This is a genomic window from Chryseobacterium formosense, assembly GCF_900116415.1.
Classification (GTDB): Bacteria; Bacteroidota; Bacteroidia; order Flavobacteriales; family Weeksellaceae; genus Chryseobacterium; species Chryseobacterium formosense.
The window spans coordinates 326,447-349,201 of sequence record NZ_FPAP01000002.1 but is presented as its reverse complement, the minus strand read 5'-3'; the positions used below and the strand labels follow the sequence as shown (position 1 = coordinate 349,201).

The window sequence follows — 22,755 nt, the reverse complement described above, 5'->3', positions numbered from 1 at the left end:
AATTAATTTAAGATTAATAATTTCTTTACATTTGTATTAAAAATATTTCAAGAATGAAAAAATTTCTACTCATTTTTTTAATGATTATTTCCCAAACTGTCTTTAGCCAGTCGAGCTCAGATTGTGGAGGAACGATACAGGTTTGTGGAAATTCACCTATTTCCTTTACCCCAACAGGACCGGGAGATATATTAGAAGACCTGGGAGGCTGCCTTAGCGATGATGAGAATTTCTCAGTATGGTACACTTTCACAGCTGCAACATCAGGAACCTTAACATTTGTAATTAATCCTAATGTTTTTACAGATGATTATGACTGGGCTGTATATGGCCCGGATAAAGCATGTAATAATTTAGGGACACCCATTAGATGTAATTATTCCGGCGCTGACGGACCAACAGGTCTGAATATGACCAGTACAAATACCACTGCAGACGGAGGAGGTCCGCTTTTCTGTCAATATCTGGATGTAATTGCAGGTCAGACTTATCATTTAGTTATTGATAACTTTTTATCAAGTGCTAACGGATTTCAACTAGTCTGGGGAGGAACAGCAACATTGGTATCACCTTTTAATTCTGCATTTCAGCCTTATCCGTTTATTCCGCCGGGAGATGCAGGACCTACTCCTACTTCACCAAATGAAGTAATTGTTTGTAATGAACCACCGACTTTTGATTTTAACACATTATCAGCAGGTATTCTTAATAACAACCCGAATTTCGTAGTGAGTTATTATAAAAATTCTAATGATGCACTTAACGGAAACAATCCGATCTTAGGAGTATTGCCTGTAAACACAACCGATGTTTATTACTATGTAATCACTTATTCTGATCCTAGTGCACCTGGTGGAGCGATAAGCAAATGCAGGCTTCCGGGAACATTCAAATTTGTTCAGCGTGCCATCAATGTTGTGGATGCTACTTTAACATCTTGTAACAACAATAATGCAGGAACAGCAATGTTTGATCTAACCACAGCAAATGTAATTAATGATCCTACTGTTGTAAAAAAATACTATCCGTCATTAGCAGATTTGAATAATAACACGAACGAAATTACAAACCCTTATCAATACGTATCTGCTGTAGGCTCTGTTTTTGTTTTGGTAACTTCACCATACGGATGTACTGATATTGCTGAGATTAAGCTGAATTTTTATCCTGAAATTATCGTAACAGAAGCTACTCTGAGAGCATGTTTTATAGAGGGAACTCCTACAATGGGAGAATTTAATCTAAATGAAGCCATCGTAAACAATCAGTCGGGAATGACTAAAAAATATTACCCTTCTGTACAGGACGCTATTGATCAAACCAATGAAATAACACCACCGCAACCTTATATTGCTCCGAATGGTGTTGTTTATGTGAGAGTATCAAATGCAGAAGGATGTTACAATATTGCTAAAATTAATATAATCGTAATTCCTCCGGTTTATTCAACTGTGCTTGAAGATAAAATCATCTGCGCAGAAGACACAACAACACTGGATGCAGGTCCCGGATTTGATGCTTATGAATGGAGCAACGGTGAAACGACGCAAACAATTTCAAATGTAGGACTGGGTACATATTGGGTTAAGCTAAAAACAGGTGACTGTACTGCTAAACAAGAAGTAAAAGTATTTGCATCTGAACAGCCTGTTGTATCAAATATTGAAGTTTCTAACAGCACAATCACGGTACAGGTAATTGGTGGAGCTCCTGCTTACAAATATTCGATTGACAATGTTAACTGGCAGGATTCTAATGTTTTCACAAATATTACAAGAGGAGATCACACGATTTATGTAAAAGACAGTTATGATTGTAACCCGATTGAAATTACTGTTGTTGTTCCTAATATTACCAATGTAATTACTCCAAACGGAGATGGAGTAAATGACTTCATCGATTATTCGGCTTTATCTAATAAGCAGAATTTAGTGTTGAGTATTTTCGACCGATACGGAACGAAAATTTTCCAAGCCGATAAATCCAATGGTTACAAATGGGACGGCTCTGCTAATGGAGGCAAGAAAGCTCCTACAGGAAACTACTGGTATTCTGTAACATGGAACGAAAATAATAAAAACAAAACCCCAATAAAATTCTCAGGATGGGTTTTAGTAAAAAACAGAGAATAAAATAAATAATACAATTATAAAAGCCACTCTTCAGTGGCTTTTTTTTGATTTTACATAATAATTAATCTGTTTAAGCATATTTTTGTTAAATTTGTATTTAAAATCATTTAGAAAATGAGAAAATTATTACTCTTTTTTATTTTAATAACATCACAATTATACTACTCACAATCCGACTGTGTTTCAGCAATGCCAGTCTGTGGTAATTCTGACATTTCTTATACCTCGGATGGGCCGGGTCTTGTTGATGAAGACCTGATGGGTTGTTTATCCTCTGATGAGAATCACTCAACTTGGTACACCTTTACAGTCGCAACTTCAGGAACATTGACTTTTGTAATAAATCCTAATGTATTTGCGACAGATTACGACTTCGGGGTGTATGGACCAAACCAAACCTGTGGCGCATTAAGCCCACCAATACGTTGTAACTACGACGGTAGTGATGGCCCAACAGGATTGTCACTTACCCTATCTCCGACCGGACCTAGTGCTGTTGACACCATGAGTCCTTATATGGATGTAATCGCAGGAGAAACCTACTATCTGGTTATTGATAACTGGGATGGTTCAACAAACGGATTCTCTCTTACTTGGGGAGGTACAGCCACTTTAACGTCAGCTTTCAATGATCCGACTTTGACTCCTAATCCATTTATTACTCCGGGAGTTCCAAATGCCACTAATCCGGCGCAGCCTAATGAAATTTTAAAATGTGCACTTCCAATGTCATTTGATTTCACCACTCTTTCGGCAGGAATTCTTAATGGAAATCCAAACTTTTCAGTAACTTATCACGATGAGACAAATGATGCAGTTACCGGAAACAACCCTCTAACAACCGCAGTTGTAGACGGGACAACTATTTACTATTACCGATTAAAATATACTGATCCCACAAGTCCGACGAATCCTATTAACGGATGTTTTGTAACCGGAAAATTTAAATTCAAACAAGGAAATATCGTAGCTAAAGATGCTACATTAAAGGCTTGTAACAACAATGGAGCCGGTACAGGCACATTTAACCTTACAACAGCAGATGTATTTGCTGATGCTACTGCTATCAAGAAATATTATCCTACACTGGCAGATCTGAATGCAGGTACGAATGAGATTACGAATTTCACAGCATACGTGTCTGCTCCAAAAACAATTTATGTAAAAGTTACTTCTGTTGAAGGATGTACGGATGATTCTACGATTACATTAAGTTTTCACCCCGTTGTTGTTCTTACACCTGCGTTTTTAGAATCTTGCTTTATTGAGGGAGACATTACAAAAGCATCATTTGACCTTACTCAGGCTAATGTAACTTCTCAAACAGGAATTACAAAAAGATTCTTTATATCCGAAGCTAATGCTTTAGCCGGAACAAATGAAATTATTCCCGCTAACAATTACATTACATCAAATACAGACGTATACGTAAGAGTAACAAACGAAAACGGATGTTTTGCCATTACAAAAATTAATTTAAAAGTTTTACCACCGGTAAAATCTTCAGTTCTTAAAGATAAAACGATCTGTTTTGAAGATAAAACAACTTTAGATGCAGGAGGAGGTTTTGACGGATACGAATGGAGCACCGGAGCTACAACACAATCTATTACTGGAGTTGGCGTAGGAGCTTATTGGGTTAAATTAAAAACAGGAAAATGTTTCACGCTTCAGCAAGTAAATGTATATCCTTCGCAACAACCTGTCATTGCAAGTCTTGATATCAACAATAATACAATTACAGTAAATGCATCAGGAGGTTCTGCTCCTTACCAATATTCTTTAGATGGAACAAACTGGCAGGATTCAAATGTATTTACAGGTTTACCAAGAGGGGAAAATAAAATTTTCTTAAAAGATTCTTATGACTGTAATCCGACCGAAATCCAGATTACTGTACCTAATCTAGTGAATGCAATTACTCCGAACGGAGATAACGTAAATGACGAAGTTGATTATTCAGCTTTAGCTTATAAAAAGAATCTTGTATTTACAGTTTACAACAGATACGGAAATAAGATCTATGAAGCTGATAAAATAAGAAATTTCAAATGGAACGGTACTTCAGGAGGTAAAAAAATCCCTACAGGAACTTACTGGTATACCATTACATGGAATGAAAATGACAAAAACAGTACACCTACTAAATACGACGGTTGGGTACTTGTAAAAAACAGAGAATAGCACATTTTTCATAATAATAAGATCACCTCAGAAATGGGGTGATTTTTTTATTAACATAAAATAACTGCCTTCATTACTCGTATTTTAAGAGTTATCAACAATAATTCTTAATTACTCTTTTCAGATTATTTTCTAAAAAAACTATCTTTGCAATATGGCGCAGAAAGAAACACTATCATCTCTTACACAAGGAAACTTTGCAAGAGAATTGTCGATTGCAGATGGAAAAATGCCTCCCAATGCAGTAGATTTCGAACGATTGGTAATCGGTACTTTTTTAATTGACAAAAAAGGGCTCGACCATTCTATCGACCTGCTTACTCCGGAAGTTTTTTATGATCCGAGACATTCTGTAATTTTTTCTACCATATTAAAATTATACGAAGCCAATCAGCCTGTTGACATCATGACGATCATTCAGGATTTAAAAAAGACAGATAAACTCAATCAGGCAGGTGGTGACCATTATATTATTGAGCTTACAATGGGTGTAAGTTCATCAGCCCACATCGAATATCACGTTCGTGTCATTCTTGAAAAATATATTTTGAGAAGCTTGATTAATGTTTCAGCCAACGTTATCGATTCTTCATACAAAGAGTCAACAGATGTTTTTGAACTTTTAGATAAAGCCGAGCAGTCTTTTTTTGAAATTACCAACGGAACCATTAAAAAAGGATTCGATACCGCCAATTCATTGGTAAAACAAGCAATTGATACGATTAAATCTTTAAAAGATAAGGAAGGACTTTCCGGAGTTCCGTCAGGATTCCGAGATGTAGACAAAGAAACCGGAGGCTGGCAAAATTCCGATCTCATCATTATTGCTGCACGTCCTGCGATGGGGAAAACAGCATTTATCCTTTCAATGGCCAGAAATATTGCCGTTGAGTACAAAATCCCGATGGCATTGTTCTCTCTCGAGATGGCATCGGTACAATTAATTACCAGAATGATTGCCTCCGAGACAAGAATTTCTTCAGAAAAATTAAGAAAAGGAACGCTGGATGACGAAGAATGGCAGAGATTATTCTCCAATGTATCTGAACTTGAAAATGCACCTCTATATATTGACGAAACCCCTTCACTTTCCATCTTCGACTTCAGAGCAAAATGCCGAAGACTGGTTATGCAGCATGGCGTAAGACTGATCATGGTCGATTATCTTCAGCTAATGACCGCAGGAGGAGGCGGAAAAGGAAGTGGAAACCGTGAACAGGAAATTTCGATGATTTCCCGTTCATTAAAAGCCATTGCAAAAGAATTGAACGTTCCTGTAATTGCACTTTCGCAGCTGTCAAGAAGTGTGGAAACGCGTCCCGGAAAAAGACCTCAACTTTCAGATCTAAGGGAATCGGGAGCGATTGAGCAGGATGCGGATATTGTATCATTTATTTTCAGACCCGAATATTATAAAATTACGGTTTGGGATAATGATGAAGACGGAGCAGAAACCTCTACAGAAAACCAGGCAGAATTGATCATTGCAAAACACAGAAATGGTGCAACTGCAGATGTAAGATTATCTTTCCTGAAGCATTTTGCAAAATTTGGGAATATTGAAGAGGCAACCAACGGAATGGGGTACAATTCTTCTTTTGGAGAGCCAAGTGGTTTCGAAAAAATTAAAACAACCATTCAACCGGGAGCAGCATTCGATCTTCCGGACAGTTCTAAACTTTCAGGATCTTCGATGAATGATTTTGACGATGAAGAAGATTTTCCTTTTTAATATTTAGGTTAAGGTAAAATTTAATCTAAATAATAATTAACCTAAGCCTTAGCCTCAACCTCAATGCGAATAGAAATATACACAGATGGAGCCTGCAGCGGAAACCCCGGAAAAGGAGGTTATGGAATCCTAATGCGTGTTCCCGAAAAAAATTATCAGAAAACATTCTCTAAAGGATTCAGAAAAACAACCAACAACCGAATGGAACTTTTGGCCGTGATTACTGCTTTGGAAAAACTGAAATCTACGGAGAATGACATTCATGTTTTTACCGACAGCAAATATGTTTCTGATGCCATTAACCAAAACTGGATCTCCGGTTGGATAAAACGAGGCTGGAAAAATGTGAAAAACCCCGATCTCTGGAAGAGATTTGTAGCATTATACAATCTGCACAATCCTAAAATGCATTGGATAAAAGGCCATGCAGGACATTTTGAAAACGAGCTTTGCGATAAGCTTGCAGTTGCTGCTGCAAATTCAGAAAACCTCGAAATAGACACTTATTTCGAAGGTACTGAAAACAATTCTTTATTTTGAATAAGACTAAAATCTCAGTTATCATATTCAACTTTTCGTTATCATTGATATTTTTTATTACAAAATAATCAAACTTTTTTACAAAATTAACAGCATTTACATATTTATTGGTTCAGATTTAATATCTTTACGCGTCTAATTAAAGTATGCTAATAAATGAATAAAAAACTACTGTTTTATTTTACCCTTTTTGTACTTTGTATTTCCGGGAAATTATCTTCCCAAACTTATCAACTCACAGGAGTGCCAATTAACACAACTGGCTGGACAATGGTTTCTCCAACAGTTGTAGGAACCGGAGGTGATTTTATTCAGTTAACTCCCGATACAAATAATCAATCTGGGTCGATCAGACTTAATGATCCCATCAACCTGAAATATTGCGACAAATGGAGGGTTGAATTCGATTTCAGAATGGACTCTAACCAAACCGCCAACGGAGATGGTATTGCTTTCTGGTATCTGGCAAATCCTCCTGTAGCAAGTGTTCTGGGATCCGGTCTTGGAGTTTCTCAGAATGCAATCGGTCTCATTGTAGGATTTGATACGTACAACAACACAACCACGGCAGTAATGAGCAAGGTACATGTTGCTTACGGGCAGGTACAAAACACAACCGATAACAATAATGTAGAGTTTTTTAATACTCCGGGAAGTTCTTTTCATTCCCCGGATATGAATACGACCCTGCCTTTTCAGGGAACTAATTATAAGCACGTTGAAGTTACAGCTCAGGTAAACACTTCGATACCAAATACCTGGAATATAAAAATCACAATAGACGGAAACCTTATCTGCGATCAGCCTTTTACTGCATCAGGAACAGCCGCAGCAATGACTAACGGATATTTTGGCTTCTCAGCTTCTACCGGAGGAAACAGATCCAGACATTCTATCAAAAATGTTAAAATTTATACTGATAAAGTAAGTCTACTAAATCCGACTGCCACACAGAGTTATTGCCCAAATCCTACTACAGGATACGGAACAGTTAATTTAACCTCTTTTAATTCTCAGTTTGTTGCAAACCCTGCAAACTATACATTTACCTATATGGTGGGAGGCGTACCCGTTTCTAATGCAACAAATTTTCAGTTTAATGCAAATACAACTGTAAATGTAATCATCAGGGATAATGCATCGATTCTTTGCGACAACCCCGATGGAAAGATTTTATTGACGCTATCTCCATTTACGGCAAATAATGTCAATCTCTATGCTTGCAATAATAATGGAGCTACAACCGCAACTTATGATCTTTCAGCGGCTAATGTGACAGCTGTTCCCGGAGTTACTAAAAAATATTATAAAACTCTTGCTGATCTTAACGCAAATACAAATGAGATCACCAACTACACTTCCTACATTTCTGGACCCGGAAAAGTGTATGTAAAGGTTACAACACCACAAGGTTGTACCGGAAACGCTGAGATCACACTGATTTTCCATCCGTTGCCAGTATCTACTGATGCCGTACTCGAATCTTGTTTTATTGAAAATGCTACCAATACAGCTTTGTTTGATCTTACAACGGCAAATGTTTCAAATGAAGCAGGCATTACTAAGAAGTTTTACACCTCATTATCCAACGCATTAAGCGGAACGAATGAAATTATTCCTGCAACAACACATATTTCAGGATCAACAGAAGTTTTTGTAAGGATCACAGGAACAAACGGATGTTTTATTATTAAAAAAATTACGCTAAAGGTATTACCTCCCGTTAAATCATCTATTTTAAAAGATAAAATCATTTGTATTGATGAAAGAACAACGTTGGATGCAGGTCCTGGATTTGACGGATATGAATGGAGCACGGGAGCTACAACATCATCTATTACAAATGTTGCAGTAGGAAACTATTGGGTTCTTTTAAAAACAGGAAAATGCTATACTTTACAGAATGTAAATGTAAAAAAAGCAAATACTCCTGTGATTTCTACTATCGATATTGCTAACAATACAATCACTGTAAATGTTTCAGGAGGAACAGCACCTTATAAGTTTTCATTAGACGGTCTCAACTGGCAGGACTCTAATGTATTTACCGGGCTTCCAAGAGGCGAAGTAAAAGTTTTTGTAAAAGATTATTACAATTGCCAACCTACCGAAGTTCAGATTACAGTACCGAATCTTATTAACGCAATCACGCCAAACGGAGATAATGTAAATGACTTCATCGATTACAGCGCTCTTGCTTATAAGAAAAATCTTGTCTTTACAGTATATGACAGATACGGAAACATGAAATATCAGGCTGACAAATTTAGAAATTACACCTGGGACGGAACTTCCGGAGGTAAAAAATTGTCAACAAGTACTTACTGGTACACCATCACATGGACTGAAAGCGACAATACACAGACCAAATACAATGGCTGGGTATTGGTAAAAAACAGAGAATAATTTATACTAAGCACCACTATATCTATGTGGTGCTTTTTAAATTTTGAATTTCTCAACCCTATTATTAAAAACATAGCTTTTAATAATGACTCATGATGTACTCTATTGCTACTTCTAAGCTTTAGATCTCACTATTTAAAATAAAAAAACCGATAATTTTACCAAACAATAAATCTCTAAGTTAAAAATGAAGAAAGTTTTACTCCTCAGTTTTTTGTTCGTTTTATCAATCATCAACTCAGATTTTACAGCACAAACTTACCAGCTTACCGGAACCCCTGTTATTAATACCACAGGATGGGATATTGTTCCGTCAGCTTCTGCAACAAGTGATTTTGTACAGCTTACAGCAGACCAGACCAGCCAGTTTGGTGCTATTAAACTGTCCAACCCGATCAACCTAAAATATTGCGATAAATGGAAAGTTGAATTTGATTTCAGAATTGACGGAAACGGAACAACCTCTTACGGAAGAGGTGATGGTCTTACATTCTGGTATCTATCCAATCCTCCTACAGGATTTACTACCGGTGGCGGACTTGGAATTCCTGCCAACGCAAACGGATTAATGGTTGCATTTGATATATTCAATAACAGTACGGAAGGACAAATGAGTAAGGTTCACCTTCTTTATGGGACGAATAATGTTCCTGCCGGAAGTCCGAACATCGAGTATAACATGACTGCAAACAGCACCTTTCATTCACCGGATCTGAACCCTACACAACCTTTCGTGGGAGCAACTTACAAACACGTGGAAGTAAATGGAGAAGTAGATCCTGCTAATATTAACAATTGGAAAATTCAGATAAGAATAGACGGCGTTATAATTGTAGACGATTCTTTTGCTCCTTCGGGCGGTGCAATCGGTATGACACAGGGATATTTCGGTTTTTCTGCAGGTACTGGAGCAGCAAGCGCGAGACATTCAATAAAAAATGCGAAGATTTTCATCGATAAAGTTCCAATTCTACAGTCTACAATTACACCTTTTGTTTGTACAAACCCGGCAACCGGAAATGGCTTTATTGATTTAACATCTTATGCAAATCAGTTTGTAAATAATCCTTCAAATTACATCATCACTTATTATGTATTAGGAAATCCTACTCCAATTGCTTTCCCGAACAATTTTCAATATTCAGGAAATACAACAATTACAGTGGTGGTAAAAGATCCTACTTCTACACTTTGTGATAATGGTGACGGCAGAATTGTGTTAAATCCGAGCCCTTTTGCCGCAGATGATGCTACAATAACCGCTTGTAATAACAATAATGAAGGGCTGGCTTACTTCGACCTTAGCACCGCCGCAGTCACCACACAACCCGGGGTAACGAAAAAGTATTACCCTACTTTGGCAAATTTAAATGCAGGTACGGGAGAAATTCTGAACTGGTCAAATTACCCTTCAGCAGCCGGAGGTACCGTACACGTGAAAGTTACTACCTCACAAGGATGTACGGATAATGCAGTTATTACATTAAACCACTATCCTGTAGTTACGGTAAATGACGCCACTTTAAGAAGCTGCTTCCTTGAAAACAATGTTTCGATGGGAACATTCAATCTAACCAATGCACCTGTAACAACGCAGACAGGGGTTACAAAAAATTACTATCCGTCTTTACAGGATGCCATTAATGGAACCAATGAGATTACACCTCCGCAACCATACACTGCTCCAAGCGGTGTTGTTTACATCAAAGTAACCGATGCAAACGGATGTTATGCAATTGCTAAAGTGACACTGACTGTCATCCCACCGGTTTATTCAGAAATCTTAAAAGATAAGATTATTTGCATCGAAGATAAAACCACATTGGATGCAGGTACAGGATTCGATGCTTACGAATGGAGCACAGGAGAAACCACACAGACAATTTCGAATGTTGGTGTAGGAACATATTGGGTAAAGCTGAAAACAGGAGATTGTACGGTGAAGCAAGATGTAAAAATATTTGCATCAGAACAGCCAGTCATTACATCAGTTGACGTATCTGCTACAACAATTACAGTGTATGCAAACGGCGGAACACCAGTTTACCAATATTCTTTGGATAATGTAAACTGGCAGGCCTCTAATATGTTTACCAATATCTCAAGAGGAATTCATAAGGTTTTTGTAAAAGATGCTTACGATTGTGAACCTATGGTAGTAGATGTAACGGTACCAAACATCATCAATGTAATTACACCAAACGGCGATGGTCGCAATGATGTCGTAGACTATTCTGCTTTGGGCAATAAGCTTAATTTAGTCTTTAACATTTACGATCGTTACGGAGCAAAACTTCATCAAGGAGACAAAACCAATCAGTATAAATGGGACGGAACCGCAAACGGAAGAAAAGTTCCTACAGGAAGCTACTGGTATTCTGTAACGTGGAATGAAAACAACAAAACCAAAACTCCTGTAAAACTTACAGGTTGGATTATGGTAAAAAACAGAGAATAATTTTTTTTCATACTATACTTAATTTTTTTGAATCACTTCCTTCGGGGAGTGATTTTTTATTTAGAAAATTTACAAATAGATATTTTACTTAAAACAACCTTTATTCGGCATCAATTCTTAAATTTGTCTTATGAATTATTTGGAAGCTTTAAGCAGAAGATATTCTGTAAAAAAATTTAATCCTGATTTTATTATTCCTCAGGAAGCTCTTCTCAGCATTTTAGAGTCTGGAAAACTGGCGGCAAGCTCTTTGGGATTGCAACCTTACAAAATATTGGTGGTAGAAAGCAAAGAGATGAAAGAAAAACTGATTCCGGCATTTTACAATCCATCGCAGATTTCCACCTGTTCACATTTGGTAGTCATTGTTTCAAAAAAACTGATTGAAGAAAATTATATCAATGGCTATTTCAATCACATTTCCGAAGTACGAAATATTGAACTCGGGAAGCTTGATCTTTTTAAAAACAGCATCAATCAGCACGTCAGCCAGAAAACCGAAGACGAACTTTTCAACTGGGCAGAAAAACAATCTTACATTGTTTTAGCCAATCTGATGTATGCTGCAGCTATAGAAAATATCGACACTTGCCCGATGGAAGGTTTCAGACAGGATTTAATTGAAGAGATTTTGGATATTGATCATGATAGAGAAAAAGTGACTGTTACATTGGCTTTAGGTTATCGTTCTGAAGAAGATCATTTCCAACACATGAAAAAAGTAAGAAAACCAAACGAAAAATTGTTTAAATTTATTTAATATTTAGACAATTGTCTTAAAGCAAAACTATGATAAAAGCGGATGTATTAGTGATTGGTTCCGGGATTTCCGGATTATCTTATGCCATAAAAGTTTCCGAACAGTTTCCCGATGCCAAAATAATCATTGTAACAAAATCTGACGAAGACGAAAGCAATACCAAATATGCACAAGGCGGTTTAGCTGTCGTTACCGATTTGAAAAATGATAATTTTCAGAAGCATATCGACGATACGATGAGAGCCGGAGACGGCGAAAGCAAGCTTGATGTTGTTGAAATGGTTGTGAAAGAAGCACCTGCAAGATTTAACGAAATCGTTGAATGGGGCGCAAATTTCGACATGAAAAACGGAAAATTTGCCTTAGGAAGAGAAGGCGGTCATACCGAAAACAGAATTGTACATCACAAAGACATCACCGGTTTTGAAATCGAAAGAGCCTTACTCGAAACCGCAAAAAGCAGCCCCAATATTGAAATTCTCGATCATCACTACGTGATCGACATTATCACACAACACCATGTTCCGGGAAAAGAACTGAATGAAGGCGAAATCAACTGTTACGGAGCTTATATTTTAGATGAAAAATCTAAATCTATCAAAAAAATTACTTCCAAAATTACTTTAGCAGCAACAGGCGGAGCAGGACATGTTTATAAAAACACCACCAATCCGACCATTGCAACCGGAGACGGAATTGCTTTCGTAGCCCGTGCAAAAGGTAAAGTAACCAATATGCAGTATTATCAATTTCATCCGACAGCTTTATACAGCAAAATCGATGGAATGTTGTTTTTAATTTCCGAAGCAGTTCGTGGCGACGGCGCAAAATTAAGAACCAAAAGAGGCGAAAAATTCATGCATAAATACGATGAAAGAGAAGAATTAGCTTCAAGAGACATCGTTGCAAGAGCCATTGATGCCGAAATGAAAATCACAGGAGACGAATATGTCGGCTTGGATTGCAGAGAAATGGATCATGAAAAATTTTTAGAGCATTTTCCGAATATTTATAAAAAATGTAAAGATGAAGGAGTTGATCCTTTTACCCAACTGATTCCTGTAGTTCCGGCTTGCCATTATCTGATGGGCGGAATTGAAACCGATAAAGACGGACAATCTTCTATCAATAATCTATTTGCCGTTGGTGAATGTACAAACTCAGGATTACACGGAGCGAACAGATTGGCCTCCAACTCATTATTGGAAGGTCTTGTTTTCGGTCACAACGCTGCAATGAAAACGGTAGAATTATTAAAAGAAAACAACTTCAATTTTGATGATCTAAAAGCTGTTCCGGAATGGAATGAAGAAGGAATGAAAATCATCGATGAAATGGTCATCGTTTCTTACCTCAGAAAACAGCTTCAGGAAATGATGAGCGATCTTGTAGGAATTGTGAGAAGCAACCGAAGACTGAAAATGGCACTTCAGAAACATGCAGAAATTGCAGCTGCCGTTGATGAAATTTACCACTACTCTATTCTTTCGCCCCAACTTTCAGAATTAAGAAATTTAACAACCGTTGCGCATCTGATCATTACCCAATCAATGGAAATGACTCAAAATAAAGGTGCATTTTACAACAAAGATTTAGTTCAGGCATAATTGATTATTATTAAAAAATCCTAAAAACGTCAGATTTAGAATTTATATTAAATTTGAATATGCTACAAAAAAGCAATGAACAATATATCCGTTGGATTTTAGATTTAAAACAAAAAATTCAGCAAAGCCAGATCAAAGCCGCCATTCAGGTGAATTCTGCTCTGATAGAAATGTATTGGGATTTAGGAAAGGAAATTTCCGAACGAAATTTTGAGAATACGTATGGCTCCGGCTTCTTTTCACAATTAAGTAAAGATTTACGTACAGAATTTCCTGAAATAAAAGGTTTTTCTGAAAGCAATTTAAAATACTGCAAACGATTCTATCTGTTTTATAATCAAGACAATGAAAATCGTCACCAACTTGGTGACGATTTATTAGAAAGTCTTTTTTTAATTCCTTGGAGGCATCATGTAGAAATATTAACTAAATGTAAAAACACTCAAGAAGCTCATTTTTATATCAAAAAAACCATAGAAAATGGTTGGAGCAGAGCAGTTTTATTGAATATGATCTCCGGTAATCTTATTGAAAGCCAAGGAAAAGCAATTAATAATTTTTCAAAGACATTGCCTGATTACGAAAGCGATCTGATCCGTGAAACATTGAAAGACCCATATATTTTTGATTTCATCAATATTACAGAGAACTATAAAGAAAGGGAATTAGAAAATGCTCTGACAGAAAATATCTCTAAGTTCCTGATAGAATTGGGAAACGGCTTTGCATTTGTAGGAAAACAGGTTGAAATTTCTATTGGCAACCAATCTTTTTTTATTGATCTACTATTTTATCATATTAAACTAAAAAGATATGTAGTAATAGAACTGAAAACCGGGCATTTTGAACCTGAATTTGCCGGAAAGCTTAATTTCTATGTGACCGCTGTTGATAAACAATTGCGAGATGAAAACGACAATGCAACAGTTGGGATGATCATCTGTAAAGACAAAAATGAAATTATTGCAGAATATTCTCTAACTGATCTTCACAAGCCATTAGGAATTTCTTCCTATGAGCTGAAAAAAGTATTACCCGAAAACCTTAAATCTCATCTTCCGTCAATAGAAGAAGTCGAAAACGAATTAAAAAAATTACAATAATGTAATCGTCGTGATTCATAAACACAAAAGCAATTAAAAAGCTGCGATTACGCATGACCTTAAAAAATCTCCACATATGAAAAGACCAAGCTACGCCACAGATAAAGTTTTAAAACAATTCATCAAAAATGCTTTGGAAGAAGACATTCAGGATGGCGATCATTCTACATTGTCTACAATTCCTAAAGATTTACAGCAAAGTGCAAAGCTTCTAGTAAAAGAAAACTGCATTTTGGCAGGAGTTGAACTGGCGGAAATCATTTTCAAAACCTTCGATAAAAATCTGAAAATAGAGAATTTCATCAAAGACGGTGAAATGGCAAAAGTTGGCGACATTGCTTTTATCGTTACAGGAAGTGCAAGATCAATTCTTTCAACAGAAAGGCTGGTTCTTAATTGCATGCAAAGGATGAGCGGTATTGCTACCTTAACCCATGATTGGGATTCGAGATTAATTGGTTCAAAAACAAAACTTTTAGACACCAGAAAAACGACTCCGAATTTTAGGGTTTGCGAAAAATGGGCAGTCGCAATCGGCGGCGGAACCAATCACCGATACGGACTTTACGATATGATTATGCTGAAAGACAACCATATTGATTATAACGGAAGCATTACCAATGCTGTAAAAATGGCAAAAGATTATGTGAAGAAATCGAAGAAAAAACTCAAAATCGAAGTCGAAACAAGAAATCTCGAAGAAGTACAGGAAGCCATCAATGCAAAGGTCGACAGAATCATGCTTGACAATATGGATGTTGCTACAATGGCTAAAGCCATTAAACTAATTAATGGTTCTTGCGAAAGTGAGGCGTCTGGTGGAATTACAAGAGATCAATTGAAGGATATTGCTGCTACCGGAGTCACTTATATCTCTGCTGGAGCATTGACTCATTCTGCAGAAAATATAGATTTAAGCTTAAAAGCTGCTATGTAATACATTATATTTTTAATAAAAACATATGTATTTTATTAAAAATTAAATAATATGATTTTTTCACTGTAAAATTGATTATTTTCAATTATTGTTGATTTTCAATTAGTTACATGTTATTTGTAATCAATAAAAATTAACATTAAGTTAATAATAGTTAAAGTTTATTTGTCGAATTTTGCATAAAATTTAATTCTAACTATTACTTACGATTATGAAATTAATCAACAAATCGATGCTAACTGCGATAATTACATTATCAACAGCTAGTGTTTATTATGCACAACAGGTTCAGGATACAGCTGACACCAGGTCAAAAGATATTGAAGCTGTTGTTCTTACAGGTGTTGCCGATATCGCTAAAGATAGAAAAACACCGGTTGCAGTTTCTACAATTAAAGAAGCACAAATCGTTGAAAGATTAGGGAATCAGGAATTCCCTGAAATTTTGAAATCCACGCCTTCAATCTACGCTGCAAAAGGCGGAGGAGGTTTCGGTGATGGTCGTATGAATATCCGTGGTTTTGATACCAACAACCAAGCTGTAATGATTAATGGTGTTCCTGTAAACGGAATGGAAGATGGTGCAGTTTATTGGAGTAACTGGTTAGGATTATCAGACGTTACATCTGCAATGCAGGTGCAAAGAGGTTTAGGATCTTCAAAATTAGCCATTGCTTCTGTAGGAGGAACGACAAATATCATTACAAGAGCAGCAGACAAGAAAAAAGAAGGAAACGTATTCTTAGGAGTTGGTAATGATGGCTACTTAAAGACTCTATTTTCTTATAATACAGGTAAATCTGCAAAAGGTTGGTCAACTTCATTCTTAATGGCTAGAACTGCAGGAGCAACTTATATTGACGGATCTGATTTCGAAGCTTACAACTATTATTTTGCTTTAGGTTATCAGCCAAACGAAAAGCATGATTTCCAATTTACATTTACAGGCGCACCACAATGGCATATGCAGAACTTCCAAAGTTCAATTGCAAACTTCATTAAATATGGTGAAAATGGTGAGCCAAACAGAAGATACAATTCAAACTGGGGATATATGAATGGAGATATCATGTCTCAATCAATCAATTTCTACAGCAAACCGGTTGCATCAGTTAACTGGGATTGGAAAATTTCTGAAAGATCAAAATTATCTTCAGTTCTTTACGGATCTTGGGGAAGAGGAGGTGGAACAGGTGTTATTGGAAGTATCAATGGTACAAACATCAACAGCTTACCTAAAACAGCCGATGGTTTGATTAGATTCGATGATATCCAAGCATGGAACCAAGGACAAAATGTAATTTGGGATCCTGCAGTAGCAAATAACACTGGTATCAACAAAATAAATGCAACTCCAGGTGTAGCAACCAGAAACAATGGATTAGCAAGAAGAGCTAGTATCAATTCACACGATTGGTATGGTTTATTATCAAACTTTCAACACAAATTCAATGAAAACTGGAATTTCTCAGGAGGAATTGATTTAAGATATTATTATGGTTATCATCCAGGTGTTTTAACAGATCTTTGGGGGAATAACAGGTATATTGAAAAAGATGATATGAACAATCCTGGAGGATATGATGTTACTCTTGTACAAAGTCCTACTCCTTCTGCAAATCCTTTCGTAAAAACAGTTAAGGACAAAGGCCAGATTGTTTACAGAAACTATGACGGTGAAGTATTGTGGGGAGGACTTTTCGGACAAATTGAATATTCAAAAGATAAAGTTTCTGCGTTCGTTCAAGGATCGGTTTCAGAACAAGGATATAAAAGAATTGACAACTGGTTGAAGGATGGTGTTATTCAACAGGGACAAGCTGTTACACAAAAAACAGACACTAAATTTCTTTTTGGATTTAACGTGAAAGCTGGAGTTAACTATAATATTGACGATCAACACAATGTTTTTGCAAATGTTGGTTATTATGCTAAACAGCCACTTTTCAATTCTGTTTTCAACTCACCGCTTGCTCCTGCAACGAGTACAAACCCTGCTGTAAATAGTCCCGATGGAAGAGCAACTGGAAACCAGCAAATTGTGAATCCGTTATTAACTAACGAGAAAATTGCTTCAGCAGAATTAGGTTACGGATTCAGAAGCAGAATCTTTAATGCAAACGTAAACCTTTACTATACATCTTGGAAAGACAGATACCAAAGATTTACAAATTTACCAGGTATTCCTATCAATCCGGCGTTACCAGCAACAGGAACAAATGTTTATAACAGACCTTTTGCTAATTTAACAGGAATTCAGGAAATCCACATGGGAGCAGAATTTGAAGGAACTTTAAAAGTTACAGATTATTTATCTTTCAACGGAATGTTTTCAATAGGAAATTGGGAATATAAAGGAAACCCAACAGGAACATTATATGACGAAAACGGAACTCCTATTACTTTTAATGGCAATGCAGAAGTAAGTTTTGCCTTAGACGGAGTGAAAGTTTCTGATGCGGCTCAAACGACAGCTGCTTTAGGATTTACATTAAAACCAGTTAAACAATTAAGTATTTTTAGTAACTGGAATTATTATAGCAACTATTACGGTTTAATCAATTTTGCTGATGTATATGTAAAAGCTGATGGAACAACTACAAACAACGGACGTAAAGGAGCTTTAGAATATCCAAGCTATAACTTGTTTGATCTAGGTTTATCTTATACATTTGATTTAGGTAAAAACCAAAGATTAGTTCTTACAGGTAACGTTTATAACTTATTTGATACCACATACATTTCTGACGGAAAATCTTCTACACACGTTAAAGATTTAGCAGATTTTACTACAACTTCGACAGGTACAGCTCAGCAAAAGTATGACGCTTATATTAATAACCCAGCTAACTTCTACAAAGGTTTAGACACAAATAATACTGTTTACTTCGGATTCGGTAGAACTTGGGCAGCTTCTGTTGCGTTTAAATTCTAATAATTTACAACTTATTACATATCAAATCCCGGCTTTATCGCTGGGATTTTTTATATTTGTATACTTTAAAAATAGAAAAAATAGAAGTATGGATTTTTACAAAATTTTAATCAATGCTCATAAAGGGTTTGCTTATCTTGAACTCCTTTTGGTGGCCTTATTCATTATTGCACTTTTGGCAACCATGTTTGGTTTCAGTGGGAAAGTAAATAAATTCCTAAAGAAAACAACCCTGTTCACCATGATCTTCTTTCATATTCAGTTTTTGTTAGGGATTGTACTGTGGTTTACCTCTCCGGCTGTAAAAGCGGCTTTAGATTCTGTAACACTGATGAGCAACGCTTATTCAAGATTTCAATATGTAGAACATCCAGCTTCAATGCTTATTGCTGCAATTTTGATGACCATCATCAATAAAAAAGTAAAATCTAATGATACCATTTCTTTAGGAATCGTATTTATGGGATTGATTGCGGTAGCATTATTCGGATATGCATTTCCGTGGGCAAGAGTCTTCGGAGCTTAATTTATATTAACTTAATTTTTTAAAACAACAATGAAAGTAGCTGTAGTAGGTTCAACAGGAATGGTTGGACAGGTTATGCTTAAAGTTCTCGAAGAGAGAAACTTCCCTATCACCGAACTAATTCCGGTAGCATCGGAAAAATCTATTGGCAAGAAGGTGAAGTATAAACAGGAAGAATTCACCATTGTAAGCATGAACGACGCTATAGCTGCCAAACCTGAAATAGCAATTTTCTCAGCAGGGGGCGGAACATCTTTAGAATTCGCACCTCTTTTCGCTGAAGCTGGAACAACTGTAATCGACAATTCTTCCGCATGGAGAATGGATCCTACAAAAAAACTGGTAGTTCCTGAAATTAACGCTGATGTATTAACGAAAGAAGACAAGATCATTGCAAATCCAAACTGTTCTACCATTCAGTTGGTCATGGTTTTAGGTCCGTTGAATAAAAAATACGATCTTAAAAGAGTAATCGTTTCCACTTATCAGTCCGTAACAGGAACGGGTAAAGCGGCAGTTGATCAGCTTAATGCAGAAATCAAAGGTGAGGATGCTGAAAAAGTTTATCCTTATCAGATCTTCAAAAATGCATTGCCGCACTGTGATGTTTTTGCAGATGACGATTACACAAAAGAAGAGATAAAATTAATGAAAGAGCCTAAGAAAATTTTAGGCGATGACACATTTAATTTAACGGCAACCGCAGTAAGAGTTCCGGTTCAGGGAGGACATTCTGAAAGTGTGAATATTGAATTTGAAAACGAATTTGATCTTGACGAAGTAAGAAAAATCTTATCTGAAACTCCGGGAGTTGTGGTAATGGATAACGTAAAAAACAACGAATATCCGATGCCTTTATATTCAGAAGGAAAAGACGAAGTTTTTGTCGGAAGAATCCGAAGAGATCTCTCCCAGCCAAAAACACTCAACCTTTGGATTGTGGCAGACAATCTGCGAAAAGGCGCTGCAACAAACGCAGTACAGATCGCAGAATACTTGGTAGAAAACAACTTAGTATAAACTAACAAAAAGAAAAAGAGTCTCCAAAAGAGATTCTTTTTTTTATCGAATAATTATTTTAGTTGGTAGAATTTGTTTGGTAGTTGATGGCTAAAACAAGTCCCGAAGGGACGGCTTACTAAAGGATAGGATAAAATCCTATCAACTGAAAAAATATCTCAGATATTTGCCTTAAAAATTCTTAAACCTTAAAAGACCTTAATAGTTCAGAAATTTTTTAAAGAAAGTAATGATTACAAAGAAAATAAATAAAGACAAAGTAGGTTTCCAGAAGCTCATTGCAGTTTTCGGAATCATTCTTTTTGTCGGAAAAATTATCGCCTGGAAACTCACCGATTCCGATGCCGTATTTTCTGATGCCATGGAAAGTATCGTGAATGTGATCAGTGCTTTTATGGGTTTATATTCATTGCATCTAGCCTCAAAACCAAAAGATGAAGACCATCCTTACGGGCACGGAAAAGTAGAATTTGTAACTTCAGGTATCGAAGGAGCACTCATCGCCATCGCCGGAATTATGATCATCTACGAAGGCATCAACAGTTTGGTTACAGGAAAAGTTCTGAGCGAATTAGACTGGGGAATTGCCATCATTGCCGCAACAGCCATTATCAATTATATTTTAGGCTATATCTCCATCAAAAAAGGTGAAAAAGAAAATTCTTTAGTATTAATTTCTTCCGGAAAACACTTACAATCCGACACCATTACAACATTGGGAGTCGTCATCAGTTTAATAATTGTCTACTTTAGCAAGATCTACTGGATCGATTCTGTCGTAGCCCTATTATTCGGATTCTATATCATTTTTATCGGTTATAAAATTGTTCGAAAATCGCTTCGCGGAATTATGGACGAACAGGATCCGGAACTTTTAAACAACATCATAGACCTTTTAGAAAAAAACAGAAAAACAGAATGGATAGACATTCACAACATGAAAATCCAGCAGTTTGGCTCTTCCCTTCACATCGATGCACACATCACACTACCCTATTATTACAGCCTTCGTGAAGCCCATCAGGAAATGGAAAACGTCATTATTTTACTGGCAAAAAATACAAAAAGGACCGTAGAATTCAATTTCCATATGGATGATTGTAAAACCATTTCATGTCCTGTTTGCCAGATCATGAATTGTCCCGTCCGCGAACTCCCATTTGTAAAACGGGTAAAATGGACTCCCGCAAACGTAACAAGCATAGATAAACATACAGTCTGAGAGTTTTCAGGAGCTATTTCCGGCTTTCGCTACTCGCTTTTTCTTTGGATTTCAGCGCGGCGGCAAAGCCGCCGCGCTGAAATCCAAAGAAAAGAGCTCAGACATGCCGCTCAATCCGGGCTAATCAAAAACACAAAGATTATACAGGAAATGCAAAACTTCTATAAAAGTTAGCAGTGCTTTTATGAGCTTAAAAAAATTTTGGATTAGTCTTCAATATTTCTTACCAACATTTGCTTTCGATAATAGAACAACGGAACAATAAGAAGAAGTATCAAAGGCTGTATCACAAACCTTCTCATATAAAAAGAAAAAAGAAACCCGATCTCGAATTTTGTTGAAATACAGTAAAGATAAATAGGGAAAGTAATGGCAAAAACAATACATATTAATGCAGCTCCCTGTAAAGTCCAGTTTTTATTTTTAAAAATAAAATGAATGACAATACTTGAAAATAAAAGATTCAATATAAATCGGAACAAATGACTTATAATTAAACGTCCCCATTCAAAATCAGGATATGCTGCCTGTTTATCTGCTTCGTAAAAATAATTCAGGAAAGGATCATAAAAGATGCGGTCTTCAAAAACTCTCACCGAGATAAGACCTGCAACACCCAAAAGCACTAATATCCAGCTTAAGACTTTCATTTTTTTAATGCGAAAAATTTAATCCAGACCAGCCAAAGCACAACCACTGTTCCGTAAATCACAGCAGGAAATACATAGTCATGCGTCATTTTACCATACTTTGAATAATCACTGTACACAATATTAAGCCCTGCAATTCTCAAAACATTCATAATGTAAAGTATCAAAAGACCAATCGCTACAAAAACGAAAGTTTTAGTTCCTTTATAAAAAGCAAAGACAAAAGAGACAAAGAGAATCATTACAGAAATAGCATTGCAACCTTCTACCATTCTGGTAACGAAGCCTGTTTTTACATGAAACCATATCTGTTGTTTAGGTACATCGTCGTAAAGAGCCGAAGGAAAACCCATTGAGTTTTGCAAAAACATCACCTGATTTGCAATCATTCTGGAAAAAGGATCCAAACCAGATTCTTTAAAACTGTTAAGATAAAACTGATACGCAAACAGCAACACCAGGTAAATGATGATGAAGCGCAACAATATTCCTAAAACAGGCTTAAAGTCTTTTAACATGTTGCAAATATAACAATTCGTATGT

At 36.3% G+C, this 22,755-nt stretch carries 16 protein-coding genes; 14 read left to right on the top strand and 2 right to left on the bottom strand.

The genetic code is table 11. From position 1 onward, the window contains the following. The first annotated feature begins 53 nt into the window (after positions 1-53). The 14 genes from BM371_RS07795 (at position 54) to BM371_RS07730 (ending at position 21,562) form a co-directional block, all read left to right on the top strand. The gene (locus BM371_RS07795; RefSeq protein WP_034677900.1) at positions 54-2,132 is read left to right on the top strand and encodes a T9SS C-terminal target domain-containing protein; all 2,079 of its coding nucleotides are present in this window, start codon (positions 54-56) and stop codon (positions 2,130-2,132) included. A 114-nt stretch (positions 2,133-2,246) separates the two neighbouring features. Continuing rightward, the gene (locus tag BM371_RS07790; RefSeq protein ID WP_034677899.1) at positions 2,247-4,316 is read left to right on the top strand and encodes a T9SS C-terminal target domain-containing protein; all 2,070 of its coding nucleotides are present in this window, start codon (positions 2,247-2,249) and stop codon (positions 4,314-4,316) included. A 154-nt stretch (positions 4,317-4,470) separates the two neighbouring features. Next, on the top strand, positions 4,471-6,048 hold the full coding sequence (dnaB, locus tag BM371_RS07785) for a replicative DNA helicase (protein WP_034677898.1): 1,578 nt from the start codon (positions 4,471-4,473) through the stop codon (positions 6,046-6,048). Between the two features lie 63 nt (positions 6,049-6,111). Further along, positions 6,112-6,588, top strand: a complete 477-nt coding sequence (gene rnhA / locus BM371_RS07780) for a ribonuclease HI (RefSeq protein ID WP_034677897.1) — start codon at positions 6,112-6,114, stop codon at positions 6,586-6,588. A 156-nt stretch (positions 6,589-6,744) separates the two neighbouring features. Next, positions 6,745-8,994 carry a T9SS type B sorting domain-containing protein gene (locus BM371_RS07775; protein WP_051882882.1) on the top strand — a complete coding sequence of 750 codons (2,250 nt, stop codon included), beginning with the start codon at positions 6,745-6,747 and terminating at the stop codon, positions 8,992-8,994. Between the two features lie 187 nt (positions 8,995-9,181). Further along, positions 9,182-11,452 (top strand): T9SS type B sorting domain-containing protein, encoded by a 2,271-nt coding sequence (locus BM371_RS07770; RefSeq protein WP_051882880.1) that lies wholly within the window; start codon positions 9,182-9,184, stop codon positions 11,450-11,452. Positions 11,453-11,582: 130 nt separating this feature from the next. Further along, positions 11,583-12,212, top strand: coding sequence for an NAD(P)H-dependent oxidoreductase (locus BM371_RS07765; protein WP_034677896.1), 630 nt, complete (start codon positions 11,583-11,585; stop codon positions 12,210-12,212). A gap of 29 nt (positions 12,213-12,241) precedes the next feature. Beyond that, complete coding sequence (gene nadB / locus BM371_RS07760; RefSeq protein WP_034677894.1) at positions 12,242-13,819, top strand: L-aspartate oxidase; 1,578 nt, start codon at positions 12,242-12,244, stop codon at positions 13,817-13,819. 59 nt (positions 13,820-13,878) lie between these two features. Then, positions 13,879-14,922, top strand: a complete 1,044-nt coding sequence (locus tag BM371_RS07755) for a PDDEXK nuclease domain-containing protein (protein WP_081874572.1) — start codon at positions 13,879-13,881, stop codon at positions 14,920-14,922. Between the two features lie 76 nt (positions 14,923-14,998). Then, entirely contained in the window at positions 14,999-15,859 is an 861-nt protein-coding gene (nadC, locus tag BM371_RS07750) for a carboxylating nicotinate-nucleotide diphosphorylase (protein WP_034677891.1), read from the top strand. A 211-nt stretch (positions 15,860-16,070) separates the two neighbouring features. Next, entirely contained in the window at positions 16,071-18,794 is a 2,724-nt protein-coding gene (locus BM371_RS07745) for a TonB-dependent receptor (RefSeq protein ID WP_034677890.1), read from the top strand. Between the two features lie 88 nt (positions 18,795-18,882). After that, positions 18,883-19,320 (top strand): hypothetical protein, encoded by a 438-nt coding sequence (locus BM371_RS07740; protein WP_034677889.1) that lies wholly within the window; start codon positions 18,883-18,885, stop codon positions 19,318-19,320. A gap of 30 nt (positions 19,321-19,350) precedes the next feature. Next, entirely contained in the window at positions 19,351-20,340 is a 990-nt protein-coding gene (locus BM371_RS07735) for an aspartate-semialdehyde dehydrogenase (RefSeq protein ID WP_034677888.1), read from the top strand. Between the two features lie 229 nt (positions 20,341-20,569). Beyond that, positions 20,570-21,562, top strand: a complete 993-nt coding sequence (locus tag BM371_RS07730) for a cation diffusion facilitator family transporter (protein WP_034677887.1) — start codon at positions 20,570-20,572, stop codon at positions 21,560-21,562. Between the two features lie 206 nt (positions 21,563-21,768). Here BM371_RS07730 and BM371_RS07725 read toward each other — a convergent pair whose 3' ends face one another. After that, positions 21,769-22,212, bottom strand: coding sequence for an exosortase F system-associated membrane protein (locus tag BM371_RS07725; protein ID WP_034677885.1), 444 nt, complete (start codon positions 22,210-22,212; stop codon positions 21,769-21,771). Next, the gene (gene xrtF, locus BM371_RS07720; RefSeq protein ID WP_034677883.1) at positions 22,209-22,730 is read right to left on the bottom strand and encodes an exosortase family protein XrtF; all 522 of its coding nucleotides are present in this window, start codon (positions 22,728-22,730) and stop codon (positions 22,209-22,211) included. Before xrtF ends, BM371_RS07725 begins: the two co-directional genes overlap by 4 nt. Between the last annotated feature and the right edge of the window lie 25 nt (positions 22,731-22,755).